This window comes from Candidatus Nitronauta litoralis (genome assembly GCA_015698285.1).
GTDB classification, from domain to species: domain Bacteria; phylum Nitrospinota; class Nitrospinia; order Nitrospinales; family Nitrospinaceae; genus Nitronauta; species Nitronauta litoralis.
This window is the reverse complement of sequence record CP048685.1, coordinates 1,251,597-1,267,352: the sequence shown is the minus strand read 5'-3', so window position 1 is coordinate 1,267,352 and position 15,756 is coordinate 1,251,597. Positions and strand designations below refer to the sequence as shown.

18 protein-coding genes are annotated in these 15,756 nt (G+C 48.1%); 8 read left to right on the top strand and 10 right to left on the bottom strand.

Features of this window, described 5'->3' with window-relative positions; all coding sequences use genetic code 11:
* Positions 1-18: 18 nt before the first annotated feature.
* A complete protein-coding gene (flgL, locus tag G3M70_05685) occupies positions 19-1,542 on the top strand; it encodes a flagellar hook-associated protein 3 (protein QPJ61405.1) in 1,524 nt (507 codons plus the stop codon).
* A 106-nt stretch (positions 1,543-1,648) separates the two neighbouring features.
* Here the strand turns inward: flgL and G3M70_05680 are convergent, their stop codons facing one another.
* From G3M70_05680 to G3M70_05665, 4 genes are all read right to left on the bottom strand, one after another.
* Complete coding sequence (locus tag G3M70_05680) at positions 1,649-2,956, bottom strand: response regulator (GenBank protein QPJ61404.1); 1,308 nt, start codon at positions 2,954-2,956, stop codon at positions 1,649-1,651.
* Positions 2,953-3,408 carry a response regulator gene (locus G3M70_05675; GenBank protein ID QPJ61403.1) on the bottom strand — a complete coding sequence of 152 codons (456 nt, stop codon included), beginning with the start codon at positions 3,406-3,408 and terminating at the stop codon, positions 2,953-2,955. Before G3M70_05675 ends, G3M70_05680 begins: the two co-directional genes overlap by 4 nt.
* A 553-nt stretch (positions 3,409-3,961) precedes the next feature.
* The gene (fumC, locus tag G3M70_05670) at positions 3,962-5,353 is read right to left on the bottom strand and encodes a class II fumarate hydratase (GenBank protein ID QPJ61402.1); all 1,392 of its coding nucleotides are present in this window, start codon (positions 5,351-5,353) and stop codon (positions 3,962-3,964) included.
* 176 nt (positions 5,354-5,529) lie between these two features.
* Positions 5,530-6,573, bottom strand: coding sequence for a sigma-70 family RNA polymerase sigma factor (locus tag G3M70_05665; GenBank protein ID QPJ61401.1), 1,044 nt, complete (start codon positions 6,571-6,573; stop codon positions 5,530-5,532).
* 67 nt (positions 6,574-6,640) lie between these two features.
* On the opposite strand from G3M70_05665, the gene G3M70_05660 reads away from it, so the two are divergent.
* The 7 genes from G3M70_05660 (at position 6,641) to G3M70_05630 (ending at position 11,574) form a co-directional block, all read left to right on the top strand.
* Positions 6,641-6,868, top strand: coding sequence for a hypothetical protein (locus G3M70_05660; protein ID QPJ61400.1), 228 nt, complete (start codon positions 6,641-6,643; stop codon positions 6,866-6,868).
* Positions 6,869-7,072: 204 nt separating this feature from the next.
* The gene (locus tag G3M70_05655) at positions 7,073-7,618 is read left to right on the top strand and encodes a hypothetical protein (protein ID QPJ61399.1); all 546 of its coding nucleotides are present in this window, start codon (positions 7,073-7,075) and stop codon (positions 7,616-7,618) included.
* 5 nt (positions 7,619-7,623) lie between these two features.
* Positions 7,624-8,151 (top strand): hypothetical protein, encoded by a 528-nt coding sequence (locus G3M70_05650; protein ID QPJ61398.1) that lies wholly within the window; start codon positions 7,624-7,626, stop codon positions 8,149-8,151.
* Between the two features lie 155 nt (positions 8,152-8,306).
* Positions 8,307-8,672 (top strand): DUF2786 domain-containing protein, encoded by a 366-nt coding sequence (locus G3M70_05645; GenBank protein QPJ61397.1) that lies wholly within the window; start codon positions 8,307-8,309, stop codon positions 8,670-8,672.
* On the top strand, positions 8,669-9,802 hold the full coding sequence (locus G3M70_05640) for a lipid A deacylase LpxR family protein (protein QPJ61396.1): 1,134 nt from the start codon (positions 8,669-8,671) through the stop codon (positions 9,800-9,802). The genes G3M70_05645 and G3M70_05640 overlap by 4 nt, the downstream gene beginning before the upstream one ends.
* A 37-nt stretch (positions 9,803-9,839) precedes the next feature.
* Entirely contained in the window at positions 9,840-10,679 is an 840-nt protein-coding gene (locus G3M70_05635) for an HDOD domain-containing protein (protein QPJ61395.1), read from the top strand.
* A gap of 7 nt (positions 10,680-10,686) precedes the next feature.
* On the top strand, positions 10,687-11,574 hold the full coding sequence (locus G3M70_05630; protein ID QPJ61394.1) for a glycosyltransferase family 2 protein: 888 nt from the start codon (positions 10,687-10,689) through the stop codon (positions 11,572-11,574).
* A gap of 115 nt (positions 11,575-11,689) precedes the next feature.
* Here G3M70_05630 and G3M70_05625 read toward each other — a convergent pair whose 3' ends face one another.
* From G3M70_05625 to G3M70_05600, 6 genes are all read right to left on the bottom strand, one after another.
* Entirely contained in the window at positions 11,690-11,860 is a 171-nt protein-coding gene (locus G3M70_05625; GenBank protein QPJ61393.1) for a hypothetical protein, read from the bottom strand.
* Between the two features lie 12 nt (positions 11,861-11,872).
* On the bottom strand, positions 11,873-12,442 hold the full coding sequence (locus G3M70_05620) for a hypothetical protein (GenBank protein QPJ61392.1): 570 nt from the start codon (positions 12,440-12,442) through the stop codon (positions 11,873-11,875).
* Positions 12,443-12,710: 268 nt separating this feature from the next.
* Positions 12,711-13,136: a DUF1566 domain-containing protein gene (locus G3M70_05615; GenBank protein ID QPJ61391.1), complete on the bottom strand. Its 426-nt coding sequence runs from the start codon at positions 13,134-13,136 to the stop codon at positions 12,711-12,713.
* A gap of 105 nt (positions 13,137-13,241) precedes the next feature.
* The gene (locus tag G3M70_05610) at positions 13,242-14,039 is read right to left on the bottom strand and encodes an acyltransferase (GenBank protein QPJ61390.1); all 798 of its coding nucleotides are present in this window, start codon (positions 14,037-14,039) and stop codon (positions 13,242-13,244) included.
* A 36-nt stretch (positions 14,040-14,075) separates the two neighbouring features.
* Entirely contained in the window at positions 14,076-15,143 is a 1,068-nt protein-coding gene (gene aroC / locus G3M70_05605) for a chorismate synthase (protein ID QPJ61389.1), read from the bottom strand.
* Positions 15,144-15,426: 283 nt separating this feature from the next.
* A complete protein-coding gene (locus tag G3M70_05600; protein ID QPJ61388.1) occupies positions 15,427-15,738 on the bottom strand; it encodes an integration host factor subunit beta in 312 nt (103 codons plus the stop codon).
* Positions 15,739-15,756 lie beyond the last annotated feature (18 nt).

Below are 15,756 nucleotides of genomic sequence, written 5' to 3'. Positions count from 1 at the left end.
TAAAAGAGGAAATTCGACATGGTAGACAGAGTCACCAATCAAGCGATGCAGGCAACCGCCTTGCAAAATATCTTCCGGATCACGGAGGGGTTGTTCAAGGCTAACGAACGTATCGCCACAGGTAAGCGCATCAACAATTTGTCGGATGACCCAACGGCTTTACGTGACTCGTTAAGTTTAAAAAACTCGATTACCCAGGTTAATCAGTTCCGCCGCAACATCGACAACAACACCGTGTTTCTGCAAAACGCAGATACAGCTCTCAATTCGATTGGTCTTGGTTTGATACGGGCACGTGAGTTGAGTCTGGGTTCTCTTGCCGGAACCGATTCCGCTGAGACCCGTCAATTTGCAGCCATTGAACTTGGTAACATCATTGACCAGGCCCTCCAGTCAGCCAATTCGAGAGTCAAAAATAACTTTTTATTCTCAGGAACCGAATCGCGAACCGAGCCATTTTTGAAAACGGCTGGATCCGGGGTGGTGTACCAGGGCAATTCCCAGCGGTTTGAAATTCAGATTGCGAACAATTCCAGCGTGCCGCTGACACTTCCCGGGTCGGAGATGTTGGCAACGGACCTCAATCCAATTCTCACCGGAACCACTCAGCTTTCCAACCTGAATGCCGGAGCGGGTGTACCCTCCGGAACATTTTCCATTACCGATCGGGCCGGCAATTCCGCGAACATTAATGTAGCGGCTGGTGCTGATATCAACACTGTTATTGGAGCCATCAACGGTGCCGGCCTCAATGTAACGGCTGCAATCAATGCTCAAAGGAATGGTCTGGTTTTGGCCGATTCCAGCACGACCATCGTTGGTTCGCTGACGGTTGCGGAAGTCGGGAATGGGACAACAGCACAGGCTTTGGGAATAGAGGGTCGTATTGATGGCAATTTGCAGGGTCGCGATATTGACCCAGGGGTAACAGGCAATACGCTGATTTCAGAACTGAATAATGGTCAGGGGATCAATCTGGGGTCCATCAATATTGTCAATGGCGCGACCTCCGGTATCGTAAATCTCAGTGCGGCCTCAACTTTAAATGATGTCCTCACCACTATTAATGGTGCGGGTTTGAATGTTACAGCTACCATTAATTCCCGGGGCAATGCTCTTCAGGTCAATTCCAATAGCGCCTCCAGTGCTGCCATCATACGCGATATTGGCAATGGAAAAACTGCAGAAGCCCTGGGTTTGGGGGGTGGCCGAAATGTATTTGTGGTCATGAGTAAATTAAAGGAGGCCCTGGAAAAAGATGACACCTTTGGTATCCTGGCTTCCCTCGATACTCTTGAGACGACTCAGACTCAGTTGAACAACGCGCGCGCAGAATTAGGTTCCATTCAGCGAAGACTGGAAGCCACTGAACGGATCCATGAATCTGATGTTGTGACGCAAACGGAACAATTATCCACTGTGGCGGATGCGGACATTACCGAGGAAGCCTCAAACGTTGCTCAACTCGATTTTGCCTTAAGGGCAACCCTCAACACCTCTGCGCGAATTCTCCAACCCAGCTTGCTCGATTTCCTCCGTTAATTCATCACCGTCGAAAGCTGCACACTATCCAGCAGCAGGTGCAACAATCCAATTTATTTTGTGAAGAGGTTCGAAAAAGAAAATTTATTTGCGAGTGTGTCTGGTACTAACCCTGGCCTTTGCTTAATTGAAGGGGAGTGGATTCCAGAGAGGTATTTATTGGCAGTTCAATGATGAATGTGGAGCCTTGGCCAAATTCACTTTCGACTTCCAGATTGCCAAGATGTTTTTCAATTATGGAATAACAAATGGAGAGGCCCAGACCGGTACCCTGGTCTTCGGGTTTGGTTGTGAAGAAGGGTTCAAACAATTTGTTGAGGTTTTCTTTTCGGATACCTGTTCCTGTATCTGCGAAACGGATTTGCAGGTAAGGTATTCCCCCCGTCAGATTGGGAGATGCGGGATCGACGGGTACCTTGATCCTTTTACCGCCTTCATTTTTTTCCAATGTAATGCTGGTGCTGACTGTGAGTGTGCCGCCTTTTTCCATTGCATGCCGGGCGTTATTGATTAAATTCAGAAAAACCTGGCGCATCCGGTTGGCATCGAATTTGATATTGAGGGATTCGACTGAGTAATCGCGAACAACTTTAATTCCATTGATCAACATATCCTTTTCTGTCAGCGACAGAACGGAATCAAGTTCTTCATTGATATTTGCTGGTTTGATCACCATCTCATCTTTGCGTGAAAATTTGAGTAGGCCCCCGATAATTTTTTCTATCCGTTGAATCTCTTCCATTACAGATTCAAAGTCTTCCATGAGGGGCTTGTCATTTTCCCGCTCCAAAGAAAGAGCCTGAACATGTCCGGAAATAATATTCAATGGATTCAGGATTTCATGGCAAACCCCTGCAGCCAGGCGTCCGACGCTGGCCAGTTTTTCCGAGCGGACAATTTGATCCTGTGCACTCTGTAGTTTATCAAGCGATTTTTTCAGTTTTTCGTTGGCCTGGGTCAGGTCGTCATGAGATTTGCGCAATTCCGCTTCGGCGCGTTTTCTTAAATCTTCTTCTTTTTTTAAGTTGGTTGCGTGGCGGATAGAGTGGAAAAGGGTCTCAGCGGATAGATTATTTTTGGTCATATAATCCGTGGCTCCACTTTTCATTGCTTGAACCGCAGTTTCCTGATCGCCCTGTCCTGTCAGAAAAATAACCGGAGCTTCACAACCGGCATCTCTTACCTGATCCAGCAGATCAATACCTGTTTGAATTCCCAGGCGAAAATCGAAAATACAAAGGTCTATGGTTTGGGATTTTAGAAGTTCAAGGGCATCATCGCCCGTGGTCACGAAATGAACCTGGGGTTGTGGAGTGATGGCAATTTCCTGCATCAGGTCCTTGATCAGGAATGCATCGTCTTCGTCGTCTTCTACAAGGAGAATTTGGAGAGGTTGTTCGATAAATAAAATCATTCCGGAAGTTGCACTGTTGAAAACCAGTACTTTGAAAGCACACTGACCATTTCGACAAATTCGTTGAACCTTACGGGTTTCTGAATAAAAGAATTGACCCCCAACTCGTAGGAATGGTCAATGTCAGTTTCGGATTTTGATGTAGAAAGGACGACCACCGGGATTTTTCTATACCCGGCGTTACTTTTTATTTCCTGAAGTGCTTCCCGACCATCTTTCCTGGGCATGTTGAGGTCGAGGAGAATCAACCCTGGTTTTTGTGAGCCGGTCAGCGAACGCTTTTCCATATCACAATTGGAGAGATATTCCATCAGCTCTTCACCATCTTTCACCCAGGTGACTTTGGAATTGATCCCGGCCTCGTTGAGTGCTTCCAAGGTCAGCATATAATCGTCTTCATCATCTTCCGCGATGATTATGGGAACATCTTTTTGGAGCGCTTCAGGAATCATAGTTACCTTGGAAATATCCACACACGACCCAGATAAATCCGAAGGCCAAATTAAAAACAATGTTTCGGATCACCCGGAAGTGAATGTAGGGAGAATTTTATTTTAGGTAGTTATTTTAAAGGGTTAGGAGATAAAAAATCCAATCAATTCTTAGTAAAAGCATAAATAATTACCACCAAACTCGAAAGAACAGTTGAAAAATACAATTGAACCACGATAAAAATTTTTTGAAATTCCGAATAATTATTTAATTAATTTCATTTATCTAATAAATGACTCTATCCCCTTGCTGTATTTTGAACTGGGTGAGGCGGGGAAACTGTGTTTACATTAGCTGTTTTCAGTATTTTTGAATAGTAACAGACATGGCTTGTATTTTGGGTTTGGGTACAGGTAAAAAAAGAAATTTTATATCTGATATTCGCAAGCCAGGGGAAAACGGGTGAGTATCCCTACTACACGAACTCGTGCAAAATTATTTTTCATTTGGCACCATGACCCGTATTTTTTATGACCTGAAAATTTTTTTCGAAATTTTGATAGGGATTTTACGCTAATTTTTTGGACCGGTCATATTTTTGGGCTGAACTTTTTCATCAAATTCCGATTCTGTGAGGAAACCCAGATCAACCGCGGCGTGTTTAAGGGTCGTATTATCCTCATAGGCTTTCTTGGCCACTTTCGCTGCGTTGTCGTAACCGATGTGAGGATTGAGTGCTGTTACAAGCATCAGCGATTGATTCAAGAGTTCCTCAATACGCTGTTTGTTTGGTTGGATTCCCACGACGCAATGGTCGGTAAAAGACTCGCAGGCATCTGAGATAAGACGGATTGATTGGAGAAGATTGTAAATCATCACCGGCTTGAAAACATTCAACTCAAAATTTCCGGATGATCCTCCCACATTAACTGCAACATCATTCCCGATCACCTGGGCTGCCACCATGGTGAGTGCCTCGGATTGTGTCGGGTTGACTTTACCTGGCATGATCGAAGAGCCGGGTTCGTTTGCCGGCAACACCAGTTCGCCTATGCCGCAGCGGGGCCCGGAGCCCAGCCAGCGAATGTCGTTGGCGATTTTCATCAAGGAGCAGGCGATCGTCTTGAGGACACCGGAAGCTTCCACAATGGCATCGTGGGCGGCCAGGGCTTCAAACTTGTTGGGTGCCGTAATGAATGGCTGGTCAGTCAGCCGGGCAATCTGAGCTGCCACTTTCACTGGGAAATCCTTGTGGGTGTTGATGCCGGTACCCACCGCGGTACCGCCCAATGCAATCTGGTATAAGCGCGGCATGCAGGCATCAATGCGTTGCAAGGCATTGTCCATTTGCGTGACGTAACCCGAAAACTCCTGGCTGAGTGTTAACGGAGTGGCGTCCATTAAATGGGTTCGCCCGATTTTTATGATGCCCTCAAACTCTTTTACTTTTTCTTCCAGAGCATCGCGGAGTTTTCTAATGGAAGGAATCAGTTTTTCATTGATCCGTTCAACTGCGGCGATGTGCATGGCTGTCGGGAAAGTATCGTTGGAAGACTGGCCGCGATTGACATCGTCATTAGGGTGCACCGGATCTTTACTGCCCATTTTTCCACCGGCGATTTCGATTCCCCGGTTGGCGATGACTTCGTTGGTGTTCATGTTACTTTGCGTGCCGGAGCCGGTTTGCCAGACTTTGAGAGGAAAATGATTGTCCAGTTTCCCGGAAATGACTTCATCTGCCGCTTGCACGATGAGGTCGCATTTGTTCTGGGGAAGTAAACTGAGTTCGGCATTGGTCAGCGCGGCGGCTTTCTTTAGAATTCCCATGGCCCGGATGATTTCGCGCGGCATGGTTTCCCAGCCGATATTGAAATGGATGAGCGACCGTGCGGTCTGCGCGCCATAATATCGATCGGCAGGAACTTTGATTTCTCCCATGCTGTCTGTCTCAATCCGATGTTCCATGGTGTTTCCTCTCTTATGAAAAATGAACTCACTTACAGTGAGGCCGCTTGTTGGTTGTTTTGAAGTTTTTAACATTGAAAAAGCACATCGCAAAATATTTTTTGAACGTTCTGCTGGATGTTGATGATGTAATCGCCCGGAATACCAGGCAAGGTTCTCCATAGTCCAACGAAGGCTTATGAATTATTAAAATAATCCTCCGCCTCAGGTAAATGCTCTGCCAGGTACAGTTTCATTTTTTTGAGCAGCCGTTGTTCAGACTGCCGAACCGCCTCTCTCGTGACCCCGTAGTCTTCCCCGATTTCTTTCAGGGAGCGTGGGTTTTCTGAAAGAATCCGGGTGGCGATCAAGTCGCGCTCCACAGGCTTGAGGTTTTCCATAAAGCCTTCAATTTTTTCCCTGAGTACGTGGAAGAAGTTTTCCTCCACCACTTCATCCGCGTGCCCTGTTTTTCCATCGGAAATGGTTTGGGCCGGGGTGAGTGCGCTGTCCGGGTGGGTCGGGGTGTCCATGGCAACATCCGCCGCTCCGATACTCGCCTCCACATCGATGATTTCCTTTTCATCCACCCCAAAATGTTCTGCCAGGTTTTTAGAAGTGGGATCGATCCCCATTTCCTCAAGGCGGGCTTTTTCTTTTTTCAGATTGTAAAGAAGTTTACGCCGCGTGTTGGTGGTGCCCACTTTAACCAAACGCCAGTTATCCAGGATGAATTTGAGGATATAGGCTTTGATCCACCAGCTCGCATAGGCTGGAAGGCGGACCCCACGAAAGGGATCAAAGTGCTGGACTGCTTTCATCAGGCCGACGTTGCCCTCCTGAATCAGATCCATCATGTTTTCCCATTCCCGGCGGTAGGTCATGGCGATCTTCACCACCAGCGTCAGGTTATGGGTTGCAAGTCGGTAGGCGGCTTTGACATCGCCTGTTTCCTTGAACTTAACCGCCAGTTCATGCTCTTCTTCCTCGGTGAGGTCTTTATAGGATCGGATTTCATTTAAATAAGCCGCAAGCGGATCGAGCCGGGCCAGTGACCCAGAAGGGCGGGGTATGGGCAGGTTACGTCCGGAAGCCCCGTCATCCGGCTTTTCGCCGGTATCCTCCGGATCCTCATTTCCAAGCTCATCATTCAGGTCGAGGACTTCCGGGTCAAGAGGGTTTTCTTCAATATCCCCCTCTTCCAGATCTTCTGATTTAGTTTTGTCGTCGATGGAGTCCATTAAATAAATCGTAAACGGGACGATTCCCGGCGTTGATCGAGTTTCTGTTTAAAAGTACAATGGAACTATGGCAAGACTGGTTATCATCGCTGCCGTGTTGGCTGTAATCGTGCTGTTGTTCCGCTCGTTTTTACGTTCCGACCCATTTGCAGCCCCATCCACTGAGATGGTTCAGGATCCTAATTGCGGAACCTATGTTCCCAAGCCTGAAGCGGTTTATCAGAAAATTGGGGATGAGGAACATTTTTTCTGCAGCCAGAAATGTGCTGATGAATATAAGACCAAAGAAGGCTAAACGGTGCTTTCTGGTCCATTAAAGGGGGTCTTTAAGTTCCCCATTTTTCGGGTCAAACAGTTTTTTTATTGTAGCATAGGCCACTAATCCCGATTAGATTTTCAGAAATTTCTGGCCCGGTTGACTATTTTTTGGACAGTCAACTCTGGATAAAATTTTTTGCAGTCCTTAAAAAATGAAAAGAAAGTGAAGGTTTAAATGAAAATGAGTTCACGAATTTTAGCAACTGGGTTGGTCACACTAATGAGCGGGTTTTGTTTCACTCCTGCCTTAGCTGAAGCCCCTAAAGCCTGCGAATCCAAAGAAGATAAAAAAATAAAAATTGAAGGTTGGATCAATCGCGAGTACCGCAAAGAACACAGAGCAATCGTCAAGGAGTTTAAAGAAGTGCCCAAGACCCGGACTTCCCTTAAGGTATTTCCAATCGGAAATACTGCGAAAGTGATTGCAGTGGGTCGTTGTGTGCCTGCATTTGTTGCCCGGCAGGTCATGGAAAAAGCATTGAAATACACAGGCGGAGTCGAAAGTCTCGTAAATCAGGCGTTTTTACCTGCGCACTGGATGGGAATAGGTACCACCCAGTTCGACGAACCGTCTCAGCAGATTGTGACTGCAGATCAGGTAAAGGAGTTAATGAGTCCGGATCTTACAGACCAGGAGTTTCATGTTCTGTACCGCAAGCTTTCGGTTCAGGATGAAACCGTTCCCTACTTTGGCAGCACACCAAAAAACGTTAAAAAAGTAGAGTAGGCAATATGAAAAAGATGCTGACATTGACCTTTCTTCTTTTGATATTCGCGTTCCCTGCCCAGGCTGAAGTCTCCTGCCGGCCACTGGAGGAACGTCCTGTGAAAATTGAAGCCTGGATGGCAAAAAAGAAATTACCGCAGTTTCGCGAAATGCGTCGTGAATACGGGCGCATGGGTAGCACCTATGTTTCGATTTTTACCTACCCTGGAAACAACCCATCCCGAGTAGTCGCCATTGGGCGCTGTGTTCCGGCTTATATTGCCCGGCATGCGCTCGAAACTACGCTTCATTACTACGGGTCAATCAGTCATCTGGTGAATCAGGGATTTGTAGCTCCACACTGGATGGGGCTTGCCACATCGCTGTTTTCAGAAAACAGCCAACGCCCCATAACCCGGCAGCAACTGAATCGATTGCTGGATCCGTCACTTGGCACTCAAGAGTTTCATGCCCTTTATCAAAATATGACAGTTCAAGAGCAGATGGTAGAGGGTTTCGGTATGCGGGTGCCTAACCCGAAACTGTTAAAATAAATCTTAGATGAGTTCAGCAAAAAAATAATCAGCATAGCTATCCTGGTATTTTTTTTCGTGTATTGCCTTGAAGATGGTTTCGTCAATTTCACAAAATATTTTCGTTTTGAATGGAGCATATGACATAATCTTTGGACACTTTTTGAGGGGCTCCCGTGGAAGAATCGACTAAAGACCGGATCCTGAAACTCCTGGAGTTGACCCGATCTGAAAATGATGGTGAAGCTTTAAATGCACTTCGAAAAGCAAATGATATCCGCGAAAAAGAAGGGTTACAATGGGCGGAATTGTTTCAGCTATCAGCCCCGAAGAGCGTCCTTCCGCCGGTTTTCAGGAATCGGCCTGCACCTCCCAAAATCGTAACGGTGGAAATGATGTTTGATCAGATTTTCAAACGCCGTTTGAGCGATGCACTCCACGCAAAGATGGAAGAGATGCATTACACTTATGAACTGACCGGGCAGTTGTCCGGAGATGAATGCAGCATGTTGATCAACACGTTTAATGGGAATTGTGCGTGATTCCCGTTCCAGTATTTAAACCCAGCAGGGGTGTAGAGGAAGTCGGGAATTGGTTTTTCCGAAATATTTTTATACTTTCTCTCCTGTTTTTTTCACTTGCCCTTATACTGATTTTAACCTCTCATTCACGGGCGGAGGATTCAACGTTAATATCCTGCAGTGATGACAAGGGTGTCTTCAATATCATCGCTGAAAATGATCTTTGGGGAAACGGTACAGACAAGCACTTTACACATGGAACCCGGTTTTCATACGCTACTCCGAATGTTTCCGGTCTGTGTAAAGAGGAGGATCCCGGGCTGTGGGAAAAGGCAAGGGGTGTGGTGCAGGACCTGGTACCGAAAGTTCTTGAGCTGGAAAAAAGCCGGTTCAGCTTTGTACTTGGGCAAAGTATTTTCACGCCCGAGAATATCAGGATACCAAGCCTTATTTTGAATGACCGTCCCTACGCGGGTTGGTTGTATATCGGGTTTGGCTTTCTCGCGGAACGACCTGGTGTTTTTGGGGGTGATGCGTTCGATACATTTGAAGCGGATATCGGAGTTGTCGGTCCGGCCTCACTGGCGGAATATATCCAGGAAGGCTGGCACGATGTTATCAACACGACCGACCCGGAGGGTTGGGGAAATCAATTGGAGAACGAACCGGGTTTTCTTCTGACATACGAACGCAAGTGGAGATTTTATAAATCGGATCCACAGGCGGCAGGTTTGCAGTTGGATTTTATGCCGCACGCCGGTGTGGCCCTTGGTAATGTTTTCACCTATGGGGCAGTTGGAGCAACAGCCCGTATCGGCATGCATTTGGAGGCTGATTACGGTGCTCCGCGGATTCGACCTGGTGTGCAGGGCTCGGATTTTTTTGATCGGCCTAAAGGTGCTTTTGGTTGGTATGTCTTCGCCGGCGTGGAAGGGCGTGTGGTAGGCCGCAATGTTTTTCTCGACGGCAACACTTTCGAAAGCAGCCATAGCGTTGGTAAGAACACTTTTGTAGGAGATCTGCAAGTCGGGCTGGTCGTCACTTTTCGTGAATTCCGGTTGGCATTTACAAATATTTTCAGGACAGATGAGTTTGCAGGACAGAATGAGAGCGATGAGTTTGGGGCAATCAGTGCCTCATTTCGTTTTTGATCGCCGGTACGATCCCGCATATCAGAGGTAAGGAATCATGGCAATCAGCGTGTATGACATGGTAGGTAACTGGGCCTGTTCTCCACCCGTTATATATCAGGAAATTCAAAAGATCATAGAAGATCCGGACTCTTCTTTCGAGGATTTCAGCCGGGTGATCAATGCCGATCCCAACCTGGGCTCGCAACTGCTCAAACTTGCCAACAGTGCCTACTACGGACTGAGCAACAGTGTCGACACGATCACCCATGCACTCAGTATTGTCGGAATGGAGCAGTTGAGTGATCTTGTATTTTCAATTGTTGTCATCAACCAGTTTCAGGGTATTCCCAAGAAGCTGATGGATATCGAAAGTTTCTGGCAGCACAGCCTGGCAACGGGAGTGGCGGCGCGAAATATTGCGGCCCAGGTCGATAAAACGGCTGCCGAGCGCTACTATCTCGCCGGAATGTTGCACGATATTGGAACTCTGGTGGTGTGTAAGGCAGAACCGGAACTTGCAGCAAAGATTTTTGAAAATGTCCAGGAAACCGGCGGACCCCTCTGCGATGAGGAAGCAAAGCTGTTGGAGTTCGATCATACTGCGATGGCCAGCGTGTTGCTGAAGGGCTGGAAACTCCCTTCCGCTTTGGTTGAAGGAGTTGCGTATCACCATCAACCCGCTCTTGCTACAGAGCATCCTGATATTGCGGCAGCCATTCATGTAGCGGATATCATTGCGCATGAGCTGGAACTTGGAAGCAATGGCGAGCCTGTGCCACCACCTTTATACGAACCGGCTTTAAAAGTATTGAGAATGGACCGCGAATTTATTGAAGACCTCAAACCAAAAATAGTCGAGCAGACCGAAGAAATTTTCTCGATCTTCAGAAAGTAGTTCCACCTTGGTAACAGACATCGCCTACCATCCTGCGCACTTTTCTGAAGACGCGCGGTTTTCCATTGTCATCCCCACCTGGAATAACCTGCCTTACGTCCGGCATTGCCTCGACAGCCTGAAAAAAAATTCACGTCACCCGCACCAGATTATTCTTCATATTAATGAAGGTTCTGAAGGCACACTTGAATGGGCGCACCAATCGGGTATGGGATTCACCCATAGCACAGAGAATGTCGGTATATGTTTCGGGGTCAATGCCGCAGCTTCTCTTGCCAAAACGCGCTATCTCGTTTACTTGAACGACGACATGTATGTTTGCCCGGATTGGGACGAACACCTGTTAAATGAAATTGAAAAGACCGAGGGAGATTCGTGGTTCATGGCCTCGACTTTGATAGAGCCCGCGGGAACGGGCAACCCCTGTGTGATCGGCGCTGATTATGGAAAGACGCTCGAAACGTTTCGCGAGGATGAGCTACTTTCAAAATATGAGAACCACCCCATGCACGATCAGCAAAGCCCCGGTGGCTGTGCCAACGTGGTTCCCTTAAGTTTGTGGCGGCTGGTTGGCGGGTACAGTATCGAATACACTCCCGGATGGAATTCCGATCCGGATTTTGCGATGAAGCTATGGCATGCGGGAGTGCGCCAGTTTAAAACCATTTCGAAAAGCCGTGTGTACCATTTTCACAACGTTACGGGTAAGCGTGTTGGGCCACGCAAATCTGGTAGAAAAATATTTGCCGCAAAATGGGGTCTGACCAGTGCGAAATTCATGAAACATTTCCTGCATCACGGGGAAGAATATAAAGGCCCCATCACCGATCCTGCCCCTTCCTGGGAACTCGCCTTCTCCAAATTCCGTGGACGTGTTTTACGCCCTTTTGTTTAAGAAAGGGAATTCCTGAAATTGAAATGGAGTTAGGGGAAGGTAAGAGGAAAGTTTGACCTTAAGAAAAATGGATTAAATCTTCAGGCAATTGTTTTTCTATAGTTCTCTTGGATATTCAATCTAAAAAATATTCAAGATAAATAATCCACGCAATCGTAGAGCAGATGAGGACCGTGTAGCCAACGTGCACCCAGATTGTGAAGAATTTGGGTTCTTCGCGCCGTTTTAATGGCACATCCTTGGGTTGTGAGTTTTTCTGATCCGGCTGTTTATTTGAATCATTCATGAAAAATATTTCTTAAAAAACACGGTCTACACGCGCAATTGAAAAAGGAGAGGTTGGATGGGTAGGTAAGTACACCTGACCCCAGATAGCCCAGGTATTTCCCGTTCGAATCCCAACTATTGAAACATGTTCGGTGGCGGAATCATAACCGGGTCCGCCGCCTGCTGGACGAGAGCCATAAACTGTAATTGCCGCATTGGGTGCAATGGAAAAATGCCCATTTTGTTGTAAATGGTTCCGGAGATTGTATCCACCAGCCGCCCCTGCCTTTACATGAGCCACCCATATCCTATTGGCAACATTGGGGTCCGCTAGAATACAGAATGAGCAACCTGACAATGCTCCCGTAACCATTAGATCCGGACCCAAAGTATCCGCAGGGTAACCTGCGATTGACCCCATGGCGATAGCGCCCTCTTTTTCCATTCTGATTGAATGGGTTCTGAATCCAATAGAATTTGGTCCTGCAGCTGCGGCGCTTGACGACATCATATAGGCTGGAACATTATGTTGCCGGTTTCTCAATCGCCTGCCTGGTCTGGTGAATGTAAAACCGTGCCGGGTGTCGATATAATAATTCATCGGCCTCGAAGTTCCAGTATCACCAGCTATTGTAATTTGATAGAAACTCAAAAAATATTGGGTATTTTTTCTTAAACTGTTGATTGCTGCGGCAGGTGTCATCCAATTTAGGGAGGTTTATAAAAAACCCCATACCAGAGGGTTATCTTTAGAACCCTTCAAAAACGATATTTAGCTCTGTAATGAGCCGTTTTTTCTGCTTGTCGCCCAAGACGTTTCCTTTTGGCCTGCCCCTAGGCAGTTTTTCGTCAGCCCCACCGCAAGGTGGTTAGCCGCGGCGGACGAGGCGGACTGAGTGTGAAATGGTCTGGTCGTCTTTTTTATACCAGTAGGGGCAGCCATTGAGGAAGAATACGATCTGTGCTTCGGCACCACGTTCGCTGGAGGTCCAGGTGCAGTTGCCGGCACCCGGCGGAAAAGTGGAGTCGAGGTGGATATCTCCGCCCTTGAAGTCCTTGTTCAGTTTTTGAGGATCAAACAGGGTCAGCGCTTCCTCAACCGTGGGCAGGCGCCAGTTATTATGCCCTCCGAGTTTTTCTTCATTTTGGGTTTTAGCCCATTCGTTGGCTTGGTCCCAACTCAATTCCTTTCCGGTAGCAAGACGCGAGTCCTGCGCGGTCCAGGTGAGGCTTGAGGCCGAATCGTAAATGGCGTGATCGCCATCTTTCAGAAAACGTGATTTTTTTAGCGGCATGGCTTATCCAAAGGAAAAATGCACCCGGTTACGGTGCATGGATTATGTGGGTTAGAAGCGGTAATCGTACCAGAAATCGCGGGAATCTGTAAAGAGAATCAGGTTTCACGAAAATCGATAAAGGTCGGTCCGCCTGTCGTTGAACAAGTCGTTCACTGGATTGATCGACTTGTTACGTGCCTTTTCAATATCTATTTTGACCACTGCGCTCTCTTCTTTATCTGCCGAAACGCGAACCAGTATCTTGCCATCGGGATCCACTACCTGGCTCTGACCGATGAAGGTCAGAGTCTCCCCGTCGATGCGCTGCTCGGTACCCACCCGATCGGCAGTGATTGCATACACCCGATTCTCCAGGCAACGGGTGATCATCGATTGTGGACAATGCGGCAGCACCAGATTCGAGGGATGCGCAATGACATCTGCACCCCTGAGGGCAATTGACCGTGCGGTTTCCGGAAAACGCCAGTCGAAGCAGATCATCACGCCGACACGTGCGGCTCCCAGTTCGAACACAGGGGGTGGTTGATCGCCTGCATCAAAAATATTCTTTTCCGTATCGAACAAATGGATTTTCCGGTAGCGTCCGATGAACCCCTCCGGACCTGTTATTACGGAAGAATTATAAACGGCCTCATTCTCGCTTTCGACCAGACCGGCGATGATGAACAGGTTTTTCTTTTTGGAAAGCGCAGTCAGGAATTCTGCCGTAGGCCCCCAGGCCGGTTCTGCCAGCTCTTTCGCTTCTTCCCTTGACGTGAACTGGTAACCGGTGGTGAACAACTCGGGAAGAACCAGCAGGTCGGTTTCCAGATTTTCAGCAAGTTCTGCTATACGGTTCCGGTTGGCTTCTATATCACCAAAAACCGGCAGGTTTTGTATGAAACCAACGCGGTAAGTCATAGGGAATTAATTTGGGAATGAAGGATTAAGCTCAATCTATAAACGGGCTGCGCGTTGCCGGAGCATGTGGTCAACCAGTACGAGAGCCACCATGTTATCGGCCATGGGAACTGCGCGAGGGGCGACACAAGGATCGTGTCGACCTTCGACTTTAATTTTTGCTTTCTTGCCTTTGCGCGTCACGGTGTCCTGTTCTCTTAAAATGGACGACGTGGGTTTAACCACCATACGCACGACAATATCGGCTCCGTTGGAGATGCCGCCAAGGATGCCACCGGCGTTGTTGGTGACGGTCGTGATCTTGCCGCCCTTTGAGGTGAAGACATCGTTGCACTCGGACCCCTTCATGGTCGCTACATTAAACCCGGCACCTACCTCCACACCTTTAACGGCAGGCAGGCACATCAGAGCTTTTGCGAGATCCGCATCGAGTCTGTCGAATACCGGTTCGCCAAGACCCGGTGGCACACCCTGCGCCACCACTTCGATTATACCTCCCAGGCTGTCACCTTCTTTTCGTGCCTGCATGATAACGTCGATCATCCGTTCGGCTGCTTTTTTATCCGGGCACCGGACGATATTCTTTTCAATTTCGCGGGCGTTGAACTTTTCAGCGACGATGTGGCCGATCTGTTTGGTGTAGGCGAAGACTTTTATTTTCTGCCGGGCCAGGATTTTTTTTGCGATGGCCCCAGCGGCAACCCGTCCTACAGTTTCGCGTGCGCTTGACCGGCCGCCACCCCGGTAATCGCGAAACCCGAATTTCTGATCGTAAGTGAAATCCGCGTGACCCGGGCGGTACAAATCTTTTATCAACTCGTATTTGGAGGAGTCGGCATCCTGGTTGACCACCATCATTCCGATGGGGGTGCCCGTGGTTTTGCCTTTGAATAATCCGGAAAGGATCTGGACCTTGTCCGCTTCCTTGCGTGTGGTGGTGACTTTGCTCTGGCCGGTGCGGCGGCGGTCGAGTTCCTTTTCGATATCGGCTTCAGTGAGGGGAAGACCCGCCGGGCAACCTTCAATGACGACGCCCAGAGCAGGACCGTGCGATTCGCCGAAGGTGGTTATTTTGAAAAGTTGGCCGAAACTGTTTCCGGACATCGGTAGGGTTACCAGGAAGTGTTAATGGAACTTAAATGGATTGCGACCGCAAGCTTCTTAACGGACTGAAAGTACTGAAAATCTTCAAGAACGCCAGGGAAACAGTGCTTTCTTCGTCCTGTGTGCGGTGGTGCAAATTGTCGATCAGGAACTAAAGAGTGCAGGGAAGAACGCTTCCCGTTGGCCGCGCCCCCGGCACCCCAATAAAAAAAGCAGGGTGAATACCCTGCTCGAAACAGCCAATCTGATTTGGAATTATTGGACGGGGTTTCTACAACCCGGGTCAATCCATTTCCATTTCTATTTCCTCATCGAATTCATTGCCATCGACGAGTTCGCGGAGTTCCTTCCCAGCCTTGAAAAAAGGGACCTTTTTAGCCGGTACTTCAACACGTGCCCCGGATTTCGGGTTGCGCCCGACCCGCGCGTTGCGGCTTCGGACCCGGAAACTACCAAAACCGCGTAACTCGACCTTTTTACCCTGGGCCAGAGACTCGGTAATGCTTTGAAACACAGTGTTTACGACAACTTCCGTCTGCTTTTTGGTCAGATTGATCTGCTGCGAAACCTTTTCAACCAGTTCAGCCTTGGTCATCCAGCCTCTCCCAAAAAA

Excerpts from the sequence above, each read along its gene's own strand:
- G3M70_05600 (QPJ61388.1), bottom strand. The coding sequence starts at position 15,738 with ATGACCAAGGCTGAACTGGTTGAAAAGGTTTCGCAGCAGATCAATCTG.
- flgL (QPJ61405.1), top strand. The coding sequence starts at position 19 with ATGGTAGACAGAGTCACCAATCAAGCGATGCAGGCAACCGCCTTGCAA.
- G3M70_05650 (QPJ61398.1), top strand. The coding sequence starts at position 7,624 with ATGAAAAAGATGCTGACATTGACCTTTCTTCTTTTGATATTCGCGTTC.
- G3M70_05615 (QPJ61391.1), bottom strand. The coding sequence starts at position 13,136 with ATGCCGCTAAAAAAATCACGTTTTCTGAAAGATGGCGATCACGCCATT.
- G3M70_05610 (QPJ61390.1), bottom strand. The coding sequence starts at position 14,039 with ATGACTTACCGCGTTGGTTTCATACAAAACCTGCCGGTTTTTGGTGAT.
- G3M70_05675 (QPJ61403.1), bottom strand. The coding sequence starts at position 3,408 with ATGATTCCTGAAGCGCTCCAAAAAGATGTTCCCATAATCATCGCGGAA.
- G3M70_05635 (QPJ61395.1), top strand. The coding sequence starts at position 9,840 with ATGGCAATCAGCGTGTATGACATGGTAGGTAACTGGGCCTGTTCTCCA.
- fumC (QPJ61402.1), bottom strand. The coding sequence starts at position 5,353 with ATGGAACATCGGATTGAGACAGACAGCATGGGAGAAATCAAAGTTCCT.
- G3M70_05680 (QPJ61404.1), bottom strand. The coding sequence starts at position 2,956 with ATGATTTTATTTATCGAACAACCTCTCCAAATTCTCCTTGTAGAAGAC.
- G3M70_05620 (QPJ61392.1), bottom strand. The coding sequence starts at position 12,442 with ATGAATTATTATATCGACACCCGGCACGGTTTTACATTCACCAGACCA.
- G3M70_05655 (QPJ61399.1), top strand. The coding sequence starts at position 7,073 with ATGAGTTCACGAATTTTAGCAACTGGGTTGGTCACACTAATGAGCGGG.
- aroC (QPJ61389.1), bottom strand. The coding sequence starts at position 15,143 with ATGTCCGGAAACAGTTTCGGCCAACTTTTCAAAATAACCACCTTCGGC.
- G3M70_05665 (QPJ61401.1), bottom strand. The coding sequence starts at position 6,573 with ATGGACTCCATCGACGACAAAACTAAATCAGAAGATCTGGAAGAGGGG.
- G3M70_05660 (QPJ61400.1), top strand. The coding sequence starts at position 6,641 with ATGGCAAGACTGGTTATCATCGCTGCCGTGTTGGCTGTAATCGTGCTG.
- G3M70_05625 (QPJ61393.1), bottom strand. The coding sequence starts at position 11,860 with ATGAATGATTCAAATAAACAGCCGGATCAGAAAAACTCACAACCCAAG.